The following is a 19,213-nucleotide window of genomic DNA, read 5'->3' on the forward strand; positions in this document are numbered from 1 at the left end:
CTTATTATTGGCGGCTACGGAAAGTGGTCCACACGCGGGTGCGCTGACGCATGTCCTTGAGGCTCATGCTGCGGTCGGCGTACAGCAGACCGCGAACGTCGGCGGGTGGGTAGATGTCCGGGTCGGTGCGCACGGCCTCATCTACCAGAGGTGTTGCTGCCTGGTTGGCGGTGGCAAAGAACAAGGTGTTGGTCAGCGCCGCGACGGATTCGGGGCGCAGCATGAACTCGATGAACTGGCGGGCGGCTTCGGGGTGTGGCGCGTCCTTGGGGATCGCCAGGTTGTCCTGCCAGACGAGGGTGCCTTCCTTGGGAATCCGGTAGGCGATTTGATACGGTTTGTCGGCCTTGAGCGCCTGATCGGCAGCCATGCTGGCATCACCGTTGTAAGTCAACGCCAGACAGACACTGCCGTTGGCCAGATCGTTGATCTGCCGTCCACTGGCGACGTACAGCACCGAAGGCTGCAATTGATGCAATAACGCCTGCGCGGCGTCGAGATCGTGCTTGTCGGTGCTGTAGGGATCTTTACCCAAATAGTGCAACGCCAGGCCGATCACCTCCTGGGGCGAATCAATGATCGCAATGCCGCAGTCCTTCAGTTGGCTGGCGTATTCCGGTTTGAACAGCAGGTCCAGGCTGTTGAGCGGCACGTTCGGCAGGCGTTGTTGCACCGCGTCGACATTCATCCCGAGCCCCAGGGTGCCCCAGGTATAGGGCACACCGTAGCGATTGCCGGGATCGACCGCGGCCAGTTTCTCCAACAGATCCGGGTCAAGATTGGTGTAGCCCTTCAGGCCTTCACGAGGAATAGCCTTCAGCGCGCCGGCCGCCAGGCCACGGGCCAGAACGCTGGACGACGGCACCACCACGTCATAGCCGCTGCCACCGGTGAGCAGTTTGGTTTCGAGCACCTCCGGCGCGTCGAATGTGTCGTAGCGCACGTGAATGCCGGTTTCCTGCTCGAAACGCTGCAAGGTTTCGGGGGCGACGTAATCGGCCCAACTGTAGAGGTTGACGACTTTTTCCTCGGCCTGGGCCGACACGACCATCGCAAGGAACAGCGCGGGGAAACACAGCTTGAAGACGGGAGCCATGACGAACACCTGACCAGAGGAAGTGGTTGCAGGATGCATCGTCGGTTACATTGGAAAAATACCAAGTTAGTTATCCTGACTTTATCCCGGAGTAATGTTTGATGCTCGGCCAACTGCATGATCTGGACCTGCAACTGCTGCGTCTGTTTATCAGTGTCGTGGAGTGCGGCGGCTTCAGCGCGGCCCAGGGCGAACTGGGGCTGAGCCAGTCGAGCATCAGCCAGCAAATGGCCAAGCTCGAAACCCGGCTCGGCTATCGCTTGTGCAGTCGCGGCAAGGGCGGATTCAAGATCACCCCCAAGGGCGAACAACTGCTCACGGCGACTCGTGGATTGTTCGAGTCCATCGAAGCGTTTCGTCATAAATCCAACGGCGTGGCCGGGCGCTTGATCGGCGAAGTGCGCCTGGGGCTGTCCGAGGCGCTCGATCAATCGGTGTTGCAGCAGGTGGCCGAGGCGATCCGGCGTTTCCGTGAACGGGATGAATCGGTGCGTATCGAGTTGATCAGCGCGATGCCCGGCGAAATGGAACGGTTGCTGCTGCAGCAAAGGCTGGACCTGGCGATCGGCTATTTCTCACAGGTGCAAAGCGCTTTTGACTACCGCGAATTGTTTACCGAAACCCAGCACCTGTACTGCGCCGCCGGACATCCGTTGTTCACCCAAGATGCGCCTGACGATCAAGCGCTACAGGCTTGCGATCGGGTCGATCACCCTTACCGCTTCCTGCGTAGCGACGAGCCATTCCAGGGGAAGATGTGTTCGGCGCGGTCGGAGCAGGTCGAAGGCACCCTCGCCTTCATTCTTTCCGGTAAACACGTCGGCTATTTGCCCAGTCACTTTGCCCGGAGCTGGGAGGACAAAGGGTTGCTCAGGGCTGTACGTCGAGAGGACATGAGTTTCGACGTGGCATTTCATCTGACCCGCCATCGTGCGCAGGTGCCGGGGGATGCGCAGAAGGCCTTTGAAGAAGATCTGCTCGCGGCGTTTGCCTGAAGATCAAAAGATCGCAGCCTGCGGCAGCTCCTACTGAGATCAGCGTAGGAGCTGCCGCAGGCTGCGATCTTTTGATCTTGTTTCGGTTGTTCTTTTTGCTGTAGGCGGGCCGTTCTGGCATCCTGCGCCTCCATTTTTTGACCCGGCCCGCCTCCTGGCACGCACACAACCATGACCGCCCCTGAAAAAGCCCCTGCCCCGCGCAACAGCGACCTGATCTACGGCCTCGACGACCGTCCGCACCTGACGGCCACCGTCTTCGCCGCCCTGCAACACGTACTGGCGAGCTTCGTCGGCATCATCACCCCGACCCTGATCATGGGCAGCGCCCTCGGCCTGCAAAGCGAAGTGCCGTACCTGATCAGCATGGCGTTGTTCGTCTCGGGCCTGGGCACCTTTGTTCAAGCCCGACGATTCGGCCCGATCGGTTCCGGTCTGCTGTGCCTGCAAGGCACCAGCTTCTCATTCATCAGTGTAATCCTCAGCGCCGGGTTCATGGTCAAGGCCCGAGGCGGCGGTACCGATGAAATCCTCTCGACGATCTTCGGCGTGTGCTTTTTCGCCGCGTTCATCGAGGTCGTGTTGAGCCAGTTCATCGGCAAACTGCGCATGCTGATCACCCCGGTGGTGACCGGGACGATCATCACGCTGATGGGCCTGTCGCTGATCAAGGTCGCCATGACCGACATTGCCGGCGGCTTCGGTGCGACGGACCTCGGCGCGGCCAGCCATCTGGCCCTGGCGGCATTGGTACTGGGGACCATCGTGGTGTTGAACCGGGTCGACGTGCCGTTCCTGCGCCTTGGTGCGATTGTCATCGGCCTGACCCTCGGTTATGCCGTGGCCTGGCTCATGGGCCAGGTGGATTTCTCCAGCCTGCCCGCCGTGCCGTTGATGAGCGTGCCGGTGCCGTTCAAGTACGGCTTTTCCTTCGACTGGGTGGCGTTCGTGCCGGTGGCGGTGATTTTCCTGGTATCGCCGCTGGAAGCTGCTGGTGACTTGACTGCCAACTCGATGATTTCCCGGCAGCCGGTCAAAGGCCCGCTCTACATCCGCCGGATCAAATCCGGGTTGCTCGCCGACGGTCTCAACTCGGCCATGGCGGCGGTGTTCAACAGCATGCCGATGGTGACCTTCGCGCAGAACAACGGCGTGATTCAGCTCACCGGAGTGGCCAGTCGCTACGTGGCGTTCTTCATTGCCGGCCTGCTGGTGGTGCTAGGGTTGTTCCCGATGATCGGCGCGGTGCTGCAATTGATGCCCAAACCCGTGCTTGGCGGCGCGGAGCTGGTGATGTTCGGCACCGTCGCCGTGGCCGGAATCAAGATCCTCGCCGAAGCCGGCCTGCACCGACGCAACATGCTGATCGTGGCGATTTCGCTGGGGATGGGCCTGGGTGTCGCGGCGGTGCCGGAAGTCCTGCGCGAGTTGCCAACAGCACTGCACAACATCTTCGAATCGCCGATCACCGTCGGTGCGTTGTGCGCGATTGTGCTCAACATTTTCCTGCCCGAGGAATTCATCGAGCTTGAAGAGGATGACTTCGATCCGGAAGCCTCGATCCTTCAGGTCATGGAAAATCCACCGGCCACTGAAGCAACCGCCAGCCTGAACCGCTGAAGGGAGCGTGCTACATTCGCCTGGACCCCGTTTGGCAGAAGGTTGACCGCACGTTGAACAAGAAAACCGGCATTCGGGCCGCTCAGGCCCATCAGACCCGTACACGGATTCTCGAAGCGGCCGTGAAAGTGTTCACCCGCGACGGGTACTCCGGGGGGCGGGTCGAGAGCATTTCCCGGGAGGCCGATTCCAACGACCGCATGCTCTATTACTACTTCGGTAGCAAAGAGCAACTGTTCGTCTGCGTGCTGGAACACACCTACGAACAGTTCAACCAAGCCGAAAGCCAGCTCAAGCTGGACCTGAGCACACCGCTGGTGGCGTTGCAGGATCTGGTGGCGTTCGTCTGGAACTACTACGTCGAACACCCCGAGTTCGTTGCCATCCTGAGCAATGAGAACCTGCACAACGGCAAGCACGCCCAACAGTCCAGCGAGCTGCGCAGACTGTCGGGAGAAGCGGTCGGGGTGTTGCGACCGATCATCGAGGCCGGTCAGGTTCAGGGGCTGTTTCGTGAGGACCTGGACATCAAGCATGTGTACTTGATGATTGCCTCGCTTTGCTACTTCTATAACTCCAACCGGCATACCCTCAGTTCCTTTCTTGGGGAGGACCTGGCGGATAAGGGGCAGCGGGAGGATTGGCTGGGGTTTATCAAGGATCTGGTGGTGCGGGGGGTTATGAAGTTGCCCGACCAGATTCAGGGGTGACCGGGCCGGCCCCATCGCGAGCAGGCTCGCTCCCACAGTTGATTGTCGGCGCGCACATAACTTGTGACTGACACAGAACCAATGTGGGAGCGAGCCTGCTCGCGATGCTTTTAATGGCTACCGGGATTGGCCCTGAGGTGCGCCACCTTCTGCTCCAACCCTTGCCACTGCGGTGCCGCCGAAGCAAACCGACTCCGCAAATACGCCGCCAGTTCCGCCACCTGGGTATTGGACAGGCTGTCCTTGAACCCAGGCATGTAGCCCAAATCTTTCGTAGCCGGCACAGCGATGCCCTGCAGGATAACCTTGATCAGGTTATCCGGCTGATCGCTGTGCACGTTGGTGTTGCTCGCCAACGACGGGCTCACGCCAAACAGTTTCGGCCCCAGGCCATCGGCGTGACAGGCCTTGCACGAACCTTCGAACACCCGCTGGCCGTTGCTCAGCGACAGGCTCGCCACCGGCGTCGGCCGGGAGACTTTCTCCACCACTTGCGCTTCAGCCTGCGCGCCGTTGAGTGACGCCAGGTACACCGCCATCGCCCGGATATCGGCCTTGGGCAGTTTCGCCAATTCACTGACCACCGGCCCCATCGGTCCGGTCGCCACACCGTGAGCATCGGAATAGCCGGTGCTGAGGTAGTCGAACAGCTGATTCTCCGTCCACGGCGTTGGTGCCTTGGACAAGCCGGTCAGCGCCGGCGCCTCCCAGCCATCGACCCTGCCACCGGCGAGGAACGACGCACCGCCCTTCTCCGCCCCCAACAGGTTGCGCGGTGAATGGCAGGCCGCGCAGTGCCCCAGACCATTGACCAGGTACGCACCGCGATTCCATTGCTCGCTGCGCTGCGGTTGCACGCTGATCTCACCCTTGCGCAAAAACAACGCATTCCACCCGGCCATCAATGGTCGCAGATTGAACGGAAACCCCATGTCATTGGCTTTCGCCGGTTGACTGACCGGGGCTTGCGACATCAGGTACGCATACAGCGCCTGCATGTCGGCATCGTTGATATTGCGAAACGCGGTGTAGGGAAACGCCGGGTACAGGTTGCGCCCATCGCGGCCGATGCCGTCGCGCATTGCCCGCTCGAACGCCGGGTACGACCAGTTGCCGATGCCGGTCTTCACGTCCGGGGTGATGTTGCTGCTGTAGAGCGTACCGAACGGCGTCTGCATCGCCAGCCCACCGGCATTGGTCGCGCCGCCGGGCGCGGTATGGCACACCGCGCAATCCCCGACGGCCGCCAGCAAACGTCCGCGCTCAAGGGTCGCGGTCGACCAGGTGCCGGCACTCGGCGGCGCAATCGGCGCGATTTCGCCGTGAAACGGCCACGCGGTGGCCGCCATGCCGAGCACCGCGCCGAACGCGGCAAACAGTGAGCCAAACAGCCATTTCGAACGCTTGGCTGGCGACGTCGGCGGTTCGTCAGAAGAACCGGCGTTCAGCGCCGCCAGCACCCGCTCCGGGGTAATCGGCAGTTCGCGAAAACGAATCCCGGTGGCGTCATAAATCGCGTTGGCAATCGCCGCCGCACTTGGCACCGAGGCGGATTCACCGGCTCCCATGGGCGGCTGGTCCTGGCGCGGCATCATCATGACGTCGATCTGCGGCACCTCGGGGAAGGTCAGGATCGGATAGCCGCCCCACTCCTTGCTGGCCACCGTCGACTCCTCGAAGGTCACCCGCTCCTTGAGCACCCGGCTGGTGGACTGAATGACGTTGCCGTGAATCTGATGCTGCACGCCCGCCGGGTTGATCATCATCCCCGAATCATGCCCGATCACCACTCGCGTGACCGACACATCGCCGGTCTGGCGATCAACCGCCACATCCGCCACCCACGCCGCCCACGCCGCGCCAAAACCGGGGAACTTGCTGTGGATGTAGCGCGCATAGGCAAAGCCACGACCGCGCAAGAACTGATCGTCGTTCGGGGTTTGCATCGGCGCGGTGCGGGGTGTCCAGGCGGCGCGTTCGGCGGTGGATTTCACCAGGTCGATGGCACGCTCATCGCGCAGGTAGCGCAAGCGGTACTCCACCGGATCGACGCCCGCCGCGAAGGCCAGCTCATCGATGTACGACTCGTGGGCGAAGGTGTTGGGCAACGCCGACACCCCGCGCATCCACGAGGCCCGGACAATCGGTGCCATGTCATTGATGGTCACGCGCATGTGTTCGAAGTCATACGGCGGGATCGAGGTGCGATCGCCCATCTCGAACATCGCCGCCACCGGCTCGACGCGCCCGGTCAACAACAAGGCCAGGGTCGGCGCGCCGTTGGACGGATAGCTGGTCTGAAAGTCGTAGGCGGCGACGCTGCCATCGGCGTTCAATCCGCCGTCGACGTCCATCAGTTGCGCGGTGCCCTTGGGTTCCCACAGGTGCTCCTGCTCCCGGGTTAATTGCACCCGCACCGGCTTGCCCACGGCGCGGGATAACAGCAAGGCATCGGCGCAGACATCGTCGGCACAATTGCGCCCGTAACAGCCCGACGCCTCCATGCGAATGATCTCGATGGATTCTTCTTCACACTCCAGCAACCAGGCCAGGTCGGCGCGCAGCAAATGCGGGTTCTGGCTACCGGACCACACGCGAGTGCCCGACGGCTGATAGTCCGCCAGCCCACAGGACGGGCCGATGGAGCCGTGCATCTGATAGGGCCACAGATAAGTGCGAGACAGGCGTTGACTGGCATCGGCCAGGGCTTCGTCAACAGTGCCCTGATCGAGCACCACACGCTGCACGCGCGGGTTATCGCGGATCGCCTGCTCGACATCACTCAGGTCCGGCAATTTATGGTTCCAGGCTTTCCAGGTGATTTTCAACGCCTGGGCAGCCTTGATCGCCTGCTCTTCACGCAGGGCCACGACGCCGACGAAATCGCGGATCACCACCACGGCGACGATCCCCGGGATATGGGCGATGGAGGACTCATCGACCTCCAGCAAACTGTTGCCGACAAAGTCGCCACAATCGAGCCCGGCATAGGGTGGGCGAATCACCCGGCCATGGAGCATGTCCGGCACGCGCATGTCATGGACGTAGGTCAGTTCGCCGGTGGCCTTGGCCGGAATGTCCACCCGGGCGGCGCCCTTGCCCACCAGCCGATAGTCCTTGGCGGATTTGAGTGGCGCGTTGCCGGAGATGCGCAGCTCAATGTGATCGCCGCTGACCAACTCGGCGTAGGTTGAAGTGCGACCCTCTTCAGATCGAATCACCCCGGCCTCGACCGTCAGGCTGCCCGCCTCCACCGCCCAGCATTCAGCCGCCCGTTGCAGCAGAAACCGCCGGGCCTCGGCAGCGGCATTGCGCAACGGGACCGCGGAAATCTGCAGGGTGGCGCTGGCGATGGTCGCGCCCTGATTCGGTACGCGCTCGGTGTCGCCGAGCACCATGCACACCTGCTCCAGTTGCAGGTCCAGTTCTTCGGCGACGATCTGCGCCAGCGAGGTGCGGATGCCGGTGCCGAGGTCGACGTGGCCATTGAAGGCATACACCCGTCCGTCATCGCTGATGGCAATGAATAGCCCCAGTTCCTTGGGTTTGATCAGCGGCGTGCCACCTTTGGCCACCGGCCCTGAAGGCGGCAGGATGTCATCGACGATCAGCAGAACGCCGGTCTTGGCCAGCAATTGGTCGCGGGTAGGGATTGCGTCAGTCATGGTCATCGATCCACGTTCAAGGCATTTGACGGGCGGCACGCAGCACCGCGCGGAGGATTTCGATATGGGTGCCGCAACGGCAGAGGTTGGCCGAGAGTTCGTTGCGGATCTGGGTTTCGCTGGGGTGCGGGATGCGGTCGAGCAAGGCCTTGGCGGTCATGATCATGCCGTTGAGGCAATAGCCGCATTGCGCCGCCTGCTCATCGATGAAGGCTTGTTGCACCGGGTGCGGATCGGCGCGGGTGCCGAGCCCTTCGAGGGTGACGATCTGCCGGTCGGCCGCGCCGGCCAGCGGAAAGACGCAGGAGCGCGCCGCCACGCCGTCAATGATCACCGTGCACGCGCCGCACTCGCCCAGGCCGCAGCCGTACTTGGGGCCATTGAGGTGCAGGTCATTGCGCAGGATCAGCAATAACGGCGTATCCGCCATGGCGGTGACCGTGGTGGTTTGGCCGTTGACCTCAAGCGCAACCGTGATTTCCTGGCTTGTCATTCGCTTCGCCCGCTTCAGTTAATGAAGTATCCACTACACCAAAAGGTCGAAGAAAAGGTCGCAGCCCAAACCAGGTTTGTGGCGTCGCGACACACTCGAATGGTGAAGTGGTTACTACATGAAAAGAGAGCAAAAACAGTGCCAGCAACCGGATACGCTGATCAGTCCTGCGGGTCGTCGATCATTTTGCGCAGCAAAAACAGCACGGCCACCTGCTCTGCGGGGTTGAGGTTGCTCATGGTCAGCTCGGTGATCTTGCCGGCACAGGGCACGGTTTGCTGCACCAGGCGGTCGCCGGCTTCAGAGAGCCCGACGATGACTTTGCGCCGGTCTTGCGGGTCGGGTTCGAGGGTTATCAGTTCCCGGGCCTTGAGCCGTTCGACGATGCCGCGAATGGTGGCCTGGTCCACGGCGGTGGCCTTGACCAGTTCGGTCAGGGAGCTGGGGCCGTGATCACGCACGGCGCAGAGCGTGACGAACTGCACCGCCGTGAGCTGGGAGTCGCCGACGTTCTGCTGAAAAATCGCCATGTGCCGCTGATAGGCCTTGCGCAGCAAATGCCCGACTTGTTCGGAGAAAACGTAGGAAGAATCAGGAGTTTGTGACACGACAGACTCGAAAGGCGAAAAGTGGTGGGAAGGCATGATGGACAGGTTGGCGACTGGACTCAAGAGATGACCCATTTGCAGGCTTCCGCAACCCGTGTAGGAGCTGCCGCAGGCTGCGATCTTTTGATCTTGATTTTAAAAAGCAAAGTCAAAAGATCGCAGCCTGTGGCAGCTCCTACAGGAGGGATCTGTGGTTTATCTAACCCGGGAGGCCTCGGGTGCGACCACATCACCGCCGATCACCACCGCCAGGTCATCCAGGTACACATCGCAATGACGCAACGGAATATCCAGGTGACACGGGGTTTTGCGGGTGCCACCGACTTCGGTATTCGGTCCGGTGGAAAACAGGAAGTTGCCATAGAACGCCCGGGCGTCCATGCACATGCCGTCGTTCTTGTCGTGCAGGCCCATGGCGGTCCACTGCGCCCGTGGCTGCAATCCCCAGCCAATGTGAGAGATGCCGTATACCTCCGGATCGTTGAAGTACTTCATGTAATCACGCAGGTATTCGGCCTCGAAACCGCCGTGGATCGAGGTGATGAAGCCCTTCTCGATTTCCAGGGTGATTTTCTCCCGGGTGTAGTTCTTGAACGGCAGCAGAATGTCGCCGACATCCAGCACCAGCACGCCCTCGGCGGTTTCTTCGTTGGGCCAGGAGAACAAAAAGCCGCTGGGCCAGTGGTCCCAGCGCCCCGGCTCGTCGGCGAAACCGTACTCGGTGACGGAAGGATATTGCCCCAGCGCGGCGCGGAAATCGCTGCCGGCGCGGGAGGTGACGTGAATTGACCTGGCCTGCTTGAGCAGTTGTTCCGCCGCCATCACTCGCACCTTGTCGGCCTCGGTCGGCAGCATCCGCGCCAGCACTTCCGGCGGCTCTACGGCCAACAGAATCCGCGTGCCGGTCTTGAGGATCTGCTCCTGCTCAGGCGAGTGCAGCAGCATCATCGTGTCGACGATCAGGTCCGCCGCTTCCAGCGCCCGCTGCGCCGCGATGTTGCCGGTCAGCGCGGTGTCGCCGCAGTAGGCGGTCATGTCGTTGCCCATGGCCGTCGGATGGTTGAACGACGGCAATTCCACCGCGTACACCTTGGCCCCCAGCCGTTGCGCGGCATCCATCGCCGCGCGCACGGTGCGCGGGTCCGAATAGTGGCTCTTGAGCACGGCGACGCTCTGGGTCGGGTCGACCTTCGACAGCTTCAACACGTGCTCGAACATCTGGGTCAATTCGCAATCGCTTACCGGCATTTCCTGTCTCCTCGATCGTCTGCTGCGCACCAAGTCGAGGCGCCCCGCCTCACTCCAGTGCATATTTATAGTGTGTACGCCATTTGATGGCGATAAGACCTTAAATGCGAGCGAACTGCAAGAGCCAGACCATAACGTTACCACCCCACACAAACCCAATAAACAAGGTTACATTCAGTGACCGCCAAGCAAAACCGCTGAAAATTAAATTTTCAAAGCGGCTCTTTATTTTTCAAAAATACAGCGTATACACTTTAAAAATCTTGCGGCGACACAGCCAGCGACCATTCGAAGAAGAGGAACAAGCCCCATGGCAAGTACACAAAAAATCGCCATCGTCGGTGCAGGTCTGGGCGGTGCAGCCGCTGCGACGTTGCTGCAACAAGCCGGGTTCCAGGTGGACATCTACGAACAGGCCCCGGAGTTCTCCCGCCTCGGCGCCGGGATCCACATGGGCCCGAACATCATGAAAATCTTCCGGCGCATGGGCATCGAGCAGCAGCTCGACCTGATGGGGTCGCACCCGGATCACTGGTTCAGCCGTGACGGCTTGAGTGGCGATTACATGTCACGCATCCCGCTGGGAGATTTCGCTCGCAAGGAATACGGCGCGTCCTACATCACCGTGCACCGCGGCGATTTGCACGCCTTGCAAATGTCGACGATCAAGCCCGGCACCGTGCACTTCAACAAGCGTCTGGAAACCCTCGAAGAAACCGACAGCCAGGTGCGCCTGACCTTCAGTGACGGCGAAGTGACCTACGCCGACATCGTCATCGGCGCCGACGGCATCAATTCAAAAATTCGCGAAGAGTTGCTCGGCGCGGAAAAACCGTTGTACAGCGGCTGGGTGGCACACCGCGCACTGATCCGTGGCGAGCAACTGGCCAAGTACGACCTGAAGTTCGAGGACTGCATCAAGTGGTGGACCGAGGACCGGCACATGATGGTCTACTACACCACCGGCAAGCGCGACGAGTACTACTACGTCACCGGCGTGCCGCACCCGGAGTGGGATTTCCAGGGCGCGTTCGTGGATAGCAGCCGTGAAGAAATGTTCGAGGCGTTCGAGGGTTATCACCCGACGGTGCAGGCGCTGATCGAATCCACCGACAGCGTCACCAAGTGGCCGTTGCGCAACCGTAATCCGCTGCCGCTGTGGAGCCGTGGTCGACTGGTGCTGCTGGGTGACGCTTGCCACCCAATGAAACCACACATGGCCCAGGGCGCCGGCATGGCCATCGAAGACGCCGCGATGCTCACTCGCTGCCTGCAGGAAACCGGGCTCGGCGACTACCGCACCGCGTTCCAGCTCTACGAAGCCAACCGCAAGGAACGCGCCTCCCGGGTGCAATCGGTGTCCAACGCCAACACCTGGCTGCGCACCCAGGAAGATCCGGCCTGGGTCTACGGTTACGACCTGTACGCCCAACCGCTGAAATCGGGGGTGGCCGCGTGAGTACTTTCGTCCATGGCGGCAACGTCCAGGCCAATGGCATTCGCCAGCACTACCTGCGCTACGGCGGCAAAGGCCCGGCGCTGATTCTGATTCCCGGCATCACCAGCCCGGCGATTACCTGGGGGTTTGTCGCGGAGCGTCTTGGCGAGCATTTCGACACGTATGTGCTCGACGTTCGCGGTCGCGGCCTCTCTTCCACCGGCCCGGAACTGGACTACAGCGCTGACGCCTGTGCCGACGACATCGGTGCTTTCGCCAAAGCCATGAAGCTGGACGGCTACCACTTGGTCGGCCACTCCATGGGCGCGCGGTTTGCGGTGCGCAGCGCCGTGCGTCATCCGGCCGGGGTGAACCGCCTGGTGCTGATCGATCCGCCGGTGTCCGGCCCCGGGCGGCGTGAATACCCGAGCAAACTGCCGTGGTACGTGGACTCGATCCGCCAGTCATTGATCGGAATGGATGCCGAGGCGATGCGCGCCTTTTGCGCCACCTGGACCGATGAGCAACTGCAACTGCGCGCCGAGTGGCTGCACACCTGCTACGAGCCGGCAATCGTCAGGGCTTTCAACGATTTCCACGACGTGGACTTCCACCAGGACCTGCCGAAACTCGAGGCGCCCGCACTGCTGATGATCGCCGGACGCGGCGGCGTGATTCAGCCCGAAGACGAAGCGGAAATCCTCGACCTGCAACCGAACATTCGCAGCGTCCACGTGGAAAACGCCGGGCACATGATTCCCTGGGATGACCTCGAAGGCTTCTTCGCGGCATTCGGTGACTTCCTCGGCCCACGCCTGAATTAAATGCATTCGGAGACTCTTATGCTCAAGCCTTACCGCATCGGCCAGATCGTGCCGAGCTCCAACACCACCATGGAGACCGAGATCCCGGCGATGCTCACTGCGCGTCAGTTGATCCGTCCGGAGCGCTTTACCTTTCACTCCAGCCGCATGCGCATGAAGCAAGTGCGCAAGGAAGAATTGGCGGCGATGGATGGCGAATCCGACCGCTGCGCCGTGGAACTGTCTGACGCCAAGGTCGACGTGCTCGGTTACGCATGCCTGGTGGCGATCATGGCCATGGGTCTGGGTTATCACCGTAAATCCGAGCAGCGCTTGCGCAAGGCCACTGCCGATAACGACGGCAACGCCCCGGTGATCACCAGTGCCGGCGCCTTGATCGAAGGCCTGAAAGTGCTGGGCGCCAAACGCATCGCCATCGTCGCGCCGTACATGAAGCCGCTGACCGAACTGGTGGTGGATTACATTCGCGAAGAAGGCTTCGAAGTCGTGGACTGGCGCGCACTGGAGATTCCCGACAACCTCGCCGTGGCCCGTCACGACCCGGCCAATCTGCCAGGCATCGTTGCTGGCATGAACCTGGAAGGCGTCGATGTGATCGTGCTCTCGGCGTGCGTGCAGATGCAGTCGCTGCCGGTGGTGGCGCAAGTCGAAGCGCAAACCGGCAAACCGGTGCTCACCGCCGCCATTGCCACCACCTACGCCATGCTCAAGGCCCTGGACCTGGAACCCATCGTTCCCGGTGCCGGTGCCCTGCTCTCCGGCGCTTATTAAGAGGTGAGCGACATGAGCGAACAAACCGCCAACGACAATTACCAGGGCGTGTGGGGCCAGCGCATCGGTTTCGGCCAGAAAGCCGCGTTGCTGATGATCGATTTCATGCGCGGCTACACCACCGAAGGGGCGCCGCTGTTTGCTCCCGGCGTGGTCAGTGCCGTGGCCGAAAGCGTCGAGTTGCTGGCCAGCGCCCGGCGTCATGGCATCCCGGTGGTGCACACCAATATCCGCTACCATCCCGGCCATTTCGCCGACGGCGGCATCTGGGTTAAAAAGGCCCCGGTGATGAAAGACATGGTCGAAGGCAACCCCTTGGCGGCGTTTTGCGAAGAAGTAGTACCCCGTGAGGATGAAGTGGTGATCAGCAAGCAGTACGCCAGTGCCTTTTTCGGCAGCAGCCTGGCCTCGATGCTGCACGCCCAAGGCATCGATACCGTGGTGCTGGCTGGTTGCTCCACCAGCGGCTGTATTCGGGCGACCGCGGTGGACGCGGTGCAACACGGTTTTCGCACCATCGTCGTGCGCGAGTGCGTCGGCGACCGGCATCCGGCGCCCCATGAAGCGAACCTGTTCGACATCGACAGCAAATACGGCGATGTCGTCAGCAAGCAGGAGGCGATCGCCCGTTTCAAGGAGCAATAAGGCTGCACAAAGAACCACGACAGAGAGCGTGGTCTTGAAAAAACTGAGGAGCTCCCCCTGTAGGAGCGAGCTTGCTCGCGATGGTCGTCAACGATAACCCCAACCTGGATGAACGCGGGGCCTTGACGTTTTTCGCGAGCAAGCTCGCTCCTGCAAAAGCGGGTCCTCAGTCTTCTGACACTGCCTTTGGATGTCGCTTGCTACAGCGCGCCAGAGCGCTGGAAAAAAGCGGCAGTATAAAAACCATAAGTCACCGCCAGGAGACACCCAATGCCCATTGCGAATGCAGCACCTGCGACCACGGTCGCCGACCCGATTCAAGCGCTTTACCACAAGATCACCTGGAAGCTGATCCCTTTCCTGTGCTTCTGCTACCTGGCCGCGTACCTCGACCGGATCAACATCGGCTTCGCCAAACTGCAGATGCTCGACCAACTGCACTTCAGCGAAACCGCCTTCGGCCTGGGTGCGGGCCTGTTCTTTGTCGGCTACATCCTGTTCGAGGTGCCCAGCAACCTGGTCCTGGAAAAAGTCGGCGCCAAGATCTGGATCGCCCGCATCATGATCACCTGGGGCCTGCTCTCGGCCTGCACCATGCTCGTGACGTCCACGACGCAGTTCTACATCCTGCGCTTCTTGCTCGGCGCCGCCGAAGCCGGCTTCTTGCCGGGCGTGCTGTATTACCTGACGACGTGGTTTCCGACCTATCGCCGGGGCCGCATCATCGCGCTGTTCATGATCGGCCTGCCGTTGTCCAGCGTGATTGGCGGCCCGCTGTCCGGCTGGGTCATGGGTTATTTCGATAACTTTGGCGGCCTGCATGGCTGGCAGTGGCTGTTCCTGATCGAAGCGGTACCCAGCGTCTTGCTCGGTGTGCTGACCTTCTGGGCGCTGCCTAACAACTATCGCCAGGCCAAATGGCTCAACGACGAAGAGAAAGCCCTGCTGGACCAGGAACTGCAGGCCGATGAGGCCAGTGCCAGTGGCAGTGGCAGCAAACACAGTTTCCGCGACGGTTTTTTCAACCTGAAAGTGTGGATGCTCGGCGGGATCGACTTCTCGATTCTGCTCAGCGCCTATGCCATGGGGTTCTGGATGCCGACCTTCATTCGCAACGCCGGTGTCGTCGATACGTTCCACATCGGCGTCCTCACCGCGCTGCCGAGCATCGCCGCGTTGTTGGGCATGCTGTTGATCGGCGCCAGTTCCGATAAGCACCGCGAACGCCGCTGGCACATCATCGTGCCGTTCCTGGTGGGTGCAGCGGCCATGGCCAGCGCGCCGTTCTTCGTCCACAACGTGGTCGCGACCGTGGCGCTGTTCGCCGTCGCTTCGGCGGCGATCATCGGCGCAGTGCCGGTGTTCTTCAGCCTGCCGGCAACCTTTCTCAAGGGCACCGCGGCGGCCACCGGCTTCGCCCTCGCCTGCTCGCTGGCAAACATCGCCGGGCTGGTCAGCAACTCGCTGATGGGAGTGGCCATCGACGTCACCGGCAGCAGCGCCGGCGCGCTGTGGTTTTTCGCCGGCTGCCTGATTCTCAGCAGTTTCCTGGTGATCGCCTTGCCGGCCAAACTGGTCAACCGCTGACGCCACACACCGCTTCTGTAGGAGCTGGCGCAGGCTGCGATCTTTTGACATTGGGCCATAAAAAAACAAGATCAAAAGATCGCAGGCTTCGCCAGCTCCTACATTGCACGCGGTGGGCCAGCAACCTCTACAACAGCCCTTGAACCTAAATGCTCAGGTGAATTTCCATGCAAGGTTTCATCAAACGCTGCGCCCTGCTTGTCGCTGCCGGCCTCTGCGCCGGTTCCCTGCAAGCGGCGGAAAAAGTCATCTTCGACACCGACTTCAACGTGCTCAACGATGACGGACAGGCCTTCATCATGCTCGCCCAGCTCCACGCCCAGAAACGCATCGACCTGCTCGGCATGACCCTGGTCAGCGGCAACGCCTGGGTCGACCAGGAACAGGTCGATGCCCTCAAGGCGGTGGAGCGCATGGGCGTGGAAAAGGAGGTCGGGGTGTATTCCGGCGCGGCCTATCCGCTGCTGCATGACTTCGCCACCTACCCGCAGGAACAGGCGCTGTTCGGTGCCGGTTGGCCGGGTGCGTTCAAAGCGCCGCGACCGACATCCGCCGCGCAATTGATCGCCCCACCCGATGGCCTCGCGACCCACACCCCATTGCGCAAGGAAACCGCCGCGCAGTTCATCATCGACAGTGTGCGCGCCAATCCCCATGAAGTGACGCTGCTGGCGGTCGGTCCGCTGACCAACATTGCCCTGGCCATCCGCTCCGCTCCCGACATCGTGCCGCTGATCAAACGCATCGTGTACATGGGCGGGGCCATCGAGATTCCGGGCAACACCACACCGGCCGCCGAATTCAATTGGTGGTTCGACCCCGAGGCCGCGAAGATCGTCCTGCGCTCGCCCATCGAGCATGTGATCTTCCCCAACGATGTGTGCGAAAAGGTCACCTTCGACGCCTCGGTCTATCAGCGTGTCATCGCCCACCCGGGTCCGATTGCCGATCTGTATAAACACGAGTTCGCGCCGTTGTTCAGCAAGGACCCGGCGTATCACAGTTTCACCTGGGACAGCCTGCCCGCGCTGTTTCTGGTCGAGCCGGGTATCGTCACCGAATCCCGCGAGCTGTGGGTCGATGTGAATGCCCAGTTCGGCGCCGATTACGGCCGGGCCCTGGGTTACAAGAAAAGCCCGCCCGTGGGCACGCAAAAAGCCAAGGTGGTGTTTGCCATCGACCAGAAGAAATTCTGGGATCATTACGTGAGCCTGGTGACCTTGCCGACGCCGATCAAGGGCCCCTGAGGTCGCGTCGATCATGAACAAGTGACAGCCTGCAGCGAACCCCTCACAGTAAATGGAGTCGCACAGGTGAACCGCTGAACGTTACTCAAGGGTCGAGCCGTCAGCTGTTCGGTCCCTTTTTCTGTCGAGAGCCCCGTCATGCGCAGACTCCTCGCTGTACCCCTCTCGTTGCTGCTGCTCTCCCTGAGCGCCTGCGCCCTGCTCCCCAATCGTGATCCGCTGAACATCAACGTGGTCGGTTTCGAACCGCTGCCAAGCCAGGACATGGAAGTGCGGTTTGCCGTGAAAATACGCGTGCAAAACCCCAATGAAAGCGCCATCGACTACAACGGCGTGGCCCTGGACCTGGAGGTCAACGGCCAGCCACTCGCCTCGGGCGTCAGCGACCAGGCGGGCTCGATTGCACGCTTTTCGGAAACCGTACTGACAGTGCCAGTGAGCGTTTCGGCGTTCTCGGTGCTGCGCCAGACATTGGGCCTGAGCCAGACGCAAACCCTGAACAACCTGCCTTACGTCCTGCGGGGTAAACTGGCCGGCGGCTTGTTTGGCACGATGCGGTTTGTCGACAGTGGTAAGCTCAGCCTGCCGGGGCCGAACGCCACAACTCGGTAAATTCTCGGCTGGCGCTAACGTTTATTAGGGATGCACAAGGAGGCAACACTGACTATGGAAGCAACCCCCACGCTCCACACCGAACGCCTGATCCTGCGCCCGCTGGAGTTGGCCGATGCCGAGGCGATCCAGCAGCAGTTCCCGTACTGGGAAGTGGTGCGCTATCTGAACGCCTTCGTCCCTTGGCCCTATCCCGCCGACGGTGCGCTGACCTACCTGCGTGATAACGCCCTGCCGGCGATTACCCGTGGCGAGGAATGGCACTGGTCGATCCGCTTGAAATCGGCACCCGATCAACTGATCGGCAATGTCAGCCTGATGAACGAGCAGGACAACAACCGGGGCTTCTGGCTCAGCCCTCAATGGCAAGGCCAGGGTCTGATGGCCGAAGCCAGTGCAGCCGTCACCGCGTACTGGTTCGAAACCCTTGGCCGGTCGGTGCTGCGCGTGCCGAAAGCGACACCCAACATCGGCTCGCGCAAACTCTCGGAGCGTACCGGCATGCGCCTGATCCGCACGGATGAGGGCAACTTCGTCAGCGGGCGATTCCCGAGAGATATCTGGGAAATCACCCGTGAAGAGTGGCTCCAAAGTAGAAACAAATGACCCCCTGTAGGCGCTGCCGAAGGCTGCGATCTTTTGATCTTGATCCTATTCAAAATTGCCAAAAGATCGCAGCCTTCGGCAGCGCCTACAGGGGGTCATATGTCAGACAAACCGGACGCCGGGCTTGGCACGCTCATCCACTGTCAACTCAAACACGTCCGGGCGCGCGTAGTGCCCGACCACATCATAGTCGTAACGTGCGCGCACCAGGTCGTCGGTGTCGATTTGTGCCGTGAGCAAACCGGCACCGCCAAGCAGCGGACCCGCCAGAATGTCGCCCATCGGACCGACGATCACGCTGCCGCCGGCAATCAATGGCCGGTCCGCCGGCCAGTTGGCGATTTCCACGCCCAGGGCTTGCGGTGAATCCTGAACCTGACAGGCGCTGACCACGAAGCAGCGTCCTTCATGGGCGATATGGCGCATGCTGACCTGCCACATCTCCCGCTCGTCTACCGTTGGCGCGCACCAGACCTCTATACCTTTGGCGTACATCGCGGTGCGCAGCAGCGGCATCATGTTTTCCCAACACACCACCGCGCCGATCCGCCCGACCTGGCTGTCGATCACCGGCAGGGTCGAGCCATCGCCCTTGCCCCAGATCAACCGTTCGGTGCCGGTGGGCATCAACTTGCGGTGTTTGGCCACCAGTCCGGCCTGCGGATCGAAATACAACGCGGTGCAATACAAGGTGCTGCCGGAACGTTCGATGACGCCAATCACCAGGTTCACCCCGGTGCGCGCCGACAACCCGGCCAGCGCTTCTGTTTCCGCCCCTGGCACGTCGATGGCGTTGGCGAAATAGCGGGCGAAGGCTTCACGACCTTCCGGCAGTCGATAGCCCAGTTGAGTGCCAAAGCCCTCGCCTTTGGGGTAACCGCCGAGCAGCGCTTCGGGCATGACCACCAGCGCGGCACCGGACTCGAGAATGGCGTTTTCATACGACAGGATCTGTTCCAGAGTCTGGGCCTTGCCACCGGGCAAGGCGCCGATTTGCAGCGCAGCAACAATTGACTTGGGCATGGCGGTCACTCCGGAAGTTAATGAG

17 protein-coding genes are annotated in these 19,213 nt (G+C 61.5%); 11 read left to right on the top strand and 6 right to left on the bottom strand.

The genetic code is table 11. The features are described from left to right. Positions 1 to 4: 4 nt before the first annotated feature. The gene (locus ACYZUD_RS07445) at positions 5 to 1,096 is read right to left on the bottom strand and encodes a polyamine ABC transporter substrate-binding protein (protein ID WP_462023353.1); all 1,092 of its coding nucleotides are present in this window, start codon (positions 1,094 to 1,096) and stop codon (positions 5 to 7) included. A gap of 101 nt (positions 1,097 to 1,197) precedes the next feature. On the opposite strand from ACYZUD_RS07445, the gene ACYZUD_RS07450 reads away from it, so the two are divergent. The 3 genes from ACYZUD_RS07450 (at position 1,198) to ACYZUD_RS07460 (ending at position 4,421) form a co-directional block, all read left to right on the top strand. After that, positions 1,198 to 2,091, top strand: a complete 894-nt coding sequence (locus tag ACYZUD_RS07450; protein WP_462023354.1) for a LysR family transcriptional regulator — start codon at positions 1,198 to 1,200, stop codon at positions 2,089 to 2,091. A 171-nt stretch (positions 2,092 to 2,262) separates the two neighbouring features. Next, complete coding sequence (locus ACYZUD_RS07455; protein WP_462023355.1) at positions 2,263 to 3,711, top strand: nucleobase:cation symporter-2 family protein; 1,449 nt, start codon at positions 2,263 to 2,265, stop codon at positions 3,709 to 3,711. Between the two features lie 53 nt (positions 3,712 to 3,764). Next, positions 3,765 to 4,421 (top strand): TetR family transcriptional regulator, encoded by a 657-nt coding sequence (locus tag ACYZUD_RS07460; protein ID WP_462023356.1) that lies wholly within the window; start codon positions 3,765 to 3,767, stop codon positions 4,419 to 4,421. Positions 4,422 to 4,531: 110 nt separating this feature from the next. Here ACYZUD_RS07460 and ACYZUD_RS07465 read toward each other — a convergent pair whose 3' ends face one another. The 4 genes from ACYZUD_RS07465 to ACYZUD_RS07480 all read right to left on the bottom strand — a co-directional run bounded on the left by ACYZUD_RS07465 (position 4,532) and on the right by ACYZUD_RS07480 (position 10,435). Continuing rightward, the gene (locus ACYZUD_RS07465) at positions 4,532 to 8,086 is read right to left on the bottom strand and encodes a molybdopterin cofactor-binding domain-containing protein (protein ID WP_462023357.1); all 3,555 of its coding nucleotides are present in this window, start codon (positions 8,084 to 8,086) and stop codon (positions 4,532 to 4,534) included. A 16-nt stretch (positions 8,087 to 8,102) separates the two neighbouring features. Further along, positions 8,103 to 8,579 carry a (2Fe-2S)-binding protein gene (locus ACYZUD_RS07470; RefSeq protein ID WP_462023358.1) on the bottom strand — a complete coding sequence of 159 codons (477 nt, stop codon included), beginning with the start codon at positions 8,577 to 8,579 and terminating at the stop codon, positions 8,103 to 8,105. A 161-nt stretch (positions 8,580 to 8,740) separates the two neighbouring features. Continuing rightward, entirely contained in the window at positions 8,741 to 9,187 is a 447-nt protein-coding gene (locus tag ACYZUD_RS07475; RefSeq protein ID WP_462023359.1) for a MarR family winged helix-turn-helix transcriptional regulator, read from the bottom strand. 195 nt (positions 9,188 to 9,382) lie between these two features. Continuing rightward, positions 9,383 to 10,435, bottom strand: coding sequence for a 2,5-dihydroxypyridine 5,6-dioxygenase (locus ACYZUD_RS07480; protein ID WP_462023360.1), 1,053 nt, complete (start codon positions 10,433 to 10,435; stop codon positions 9,383 to 9,385). Between the two features lie 310 nt (positions 10,436 to 10,745). Between ACYZUD_RS07480 and ACYZUD_RS07485 the strand changes: the two genes are divergently transcribed. From ACYZUD_RS07485 to ACYZUD_RS07520, 8 genes are all read left to right on the top strand, one after another. Beyond that, positions 10,746 to 11,894: an FAD-dependent monooxygenase gene (locus ACYZUD_RS07485; RefSeq protein ID WP_462023361.1), complete on the top strand. Its 1,149-nt coding sequence runs from the start codon at positions 10,746 to 10,748 to the stop codon at positions 11,892 to 11,894. After that, the gene (locus ACYZUD_RS07490; RefSeq protein WP_462023362.1) at positions 11,891 to 12,697 is read left to right on the top strand and encodes an alpha/beta fold hydrolase; all 807 of its coding nucleotides are present in this window, start codon (positions 11,891 to 11,893) and stop codon (positions 12,695 to 12,697) included. The genes ACYZUD_RS07485 and ACYZUD_RS07490 overlap by 4 nt, the downstream gene beginning before the upstream one ends. An 18-nt stretch (positions 12,698 to 12,715) precedes the next feature. Further along, positions 12,716 to 13,468: a maleate cis-trans isomerase family protein gene (locus tag ACYZUD_RS07495; RefSeq protein ID WP_149419787.1), complete on the top strand. Its 753-nt coding sequence runs from the start codon at positions 12,716 to 12,718 to the stop codon at positions 13,466 to 13,468. A 12-nt stretch (positions 13,469 to 13,480) separates the two neighbouring features. Further along, positions 13,481 to 14,113 carry an N-carbamoylsarcosine amidohydrolase gene (locus ACYZUD_RS07500; RefSeq protein ID WP_462023363.1) on the top strand — a complete coding sequence of 211 codons (633 nt, stop codon included), beginning with the start codon at positions 13,481 to 13,483 and terminating at the stop codon, positions 14,111 to 14,113. A 270-nt stretch (positions 14,114 to 14,383) separates the two neighbouring features. Continuing rightward, positions 14,384 to 15,700 (top strand): MFS transporter, encoded by a 1,317-nt coding sequence (locus tag ACYZUD_RS07505; protein WP_462023364.1) that lies wholly within the window; start codon positions 14,384 to 14,386, stop codon positions 15,698 to 15,700. A 167-nt stretch (positions 15,701 to 15,867) separates the two neighbouring features. Next, positions 15,868 to 16,947, top strand: coding sequence for a nucleoside hydrolase (locus tag ACYZUD_RS07510; RefSeq protein ID WP_462023365.1), 1,080 nt, complete (start codon positions 15,868 to 15,870; stop codon positions 16,945 to 16,947). A gap of 138 nt (positions 16,948 to 17,085) precedes the next feature. Beyond that, a complete protein-coding gene (locus ACYZUD_RS07515) occupies positions 17,086 to 17,559 on the top strand; it encodes an LEA/WHy family protein (RefSeq protein ID WP_462023366.1) in 474 nt (157 codons plus the stop codon). A 54-nt stretch (positions 17,560 to 17,613) separates the two neighbouring features. After that, on the top strand, positions 17,614 to 18,165 hold the full coding sequence (locus tag ACYZUD_RS07520; protein ID WP_462023367.1) for a GNAT family N-acetyltransferase: 552 nt from the start codon (positions 17,614 to 17,616) through the stop codon (positions 18,163 to 18,165). Between the two features lie 102 nt (positions 18,166 to 18,267). Here ACYZUD_RS07520 and ACYZUD_RS07525 read toward each other — a convergent pair whose 3' ends face one another. Then, entirely contained in the window at positions 18,268 to 19,188 is a 921-nt protein-coding gene (locus tag ACYZUD_RS07525) for a carbon-nitrogen hydrolase family protein (RefSeq protein ID WP_462023368.1), read from the bottom strand. Positions 19,189 to 19,213: the final 25 nt, after the last annotated feature.

This window comes from Pseudomonas sp. XS1P51 (assembly GCF_054897845.1).

Excerpts from the sequence above, each read along its gene's own strand:
- ACYZUD_RS07500 (WP_462023363.1), top strand. The coding sequence starts at position 13,481 with ATGAGCGAACAAACCGCCAACGACAATTACCAGGGCGTGTGGGGCCAG.
- ACYZUD_RS07510 (WP_462023365.1), top strand. The coding sequence starts at position 15,868 with ATGCAAGGTTTCATCAAACGCTGCGCCCTGCTTGTCGCTGCCGGCCTC.
- ACYZUD_RS07470 (WP_462023358.1), bottom strand. The coding sequence starts at position 8,579 with ATGACAAGCCAGGAAATCACGGTTGCGCTTGAGGTCAACGGCCAAACC.
- ACYZUD_RS07505 (WP_462023364.1), top strand. The coding sequence starts at position 14,384 with ATGCCCATTGCGAATGCAGCACCTGCGACCACGGTCGCCGACCCGATT.
- ACYZUD_RS07465 (WP_462023357.1), bottom strand. The coding sequence starts at position 8,086 with ATGACTGACGCAATCCCTACCCGCGACCAATTGCTGGCCAAGACCGGC.
- ACYZUD_RS07445 (WP_462023353.1), bottom strand. The coding sequence starts at position 1,096 with ATGGCTCCCGTCTTCAAGCTGTGTTTCCCCGCGCTGTTCCTTGCGATG.
- ACYZUD_RS07480 (WP_462023360.1), bottom strand. The coding sequence starts at position 10,435 with ATGCCGGTAAGCGATTGCGAATTGACCCAGATGTTCGAGCACGTGTTG.
- ACYZUD_RS07525 (WP_462023368.1), bottom strand. The coding sequence starts at position 19,188 with ATGCCCAAGTCAATTGTTGCTGCGCTGCAAATCGGCGCCTTGCCCGGT.
- ACYZUD_RS07515 (WP_462023366.1), top strand. The coding sequence starts at position 17,086 with ATGCGCAGACTCCTCGCTGTACCCCTCTCGTTGCTGCTGCTCTCCCTG.
- ACYZUD_RS07455 (WP_462023355.1), top strand. The coding sequence starts at position 2,263 with ATGACCGCCCCTGAAAAAGCCCCTGCCCCGCGCAACAGCGACCTGATC.
- ACYZUD_RS07495 (WP_149419787.1), top strand. The coding sequence starts at position 12,716 with ATGCTCAAGCCTTACCGCATCGGCCAGATCGTGCCGAGCTCCAACACC.
- ACYZUD_RS07450 (WP_462023354.1), top strand. The coding sequence starts at position 1,198 with ATGCTCGGCCAACTGCATGATCTGGACCTGCAACTGCTGCGTCTGTTT.
- ACYZUD_RS07485 (WP_462023361.1), top strand. The coding sequence starts at position 10,746 with ATGGCAAGTACACAAAAAATCGCCATCGTCGGTGCAGGTCTGGGCGGT.
- ACYZUD_RS07520 (WP_462023367.1), top strand. The coding sequence starts at position 17,614 with ATGGAAGCAACCCCCACGCTCCACACCGAACGCCTGATCCTGCGCCCG.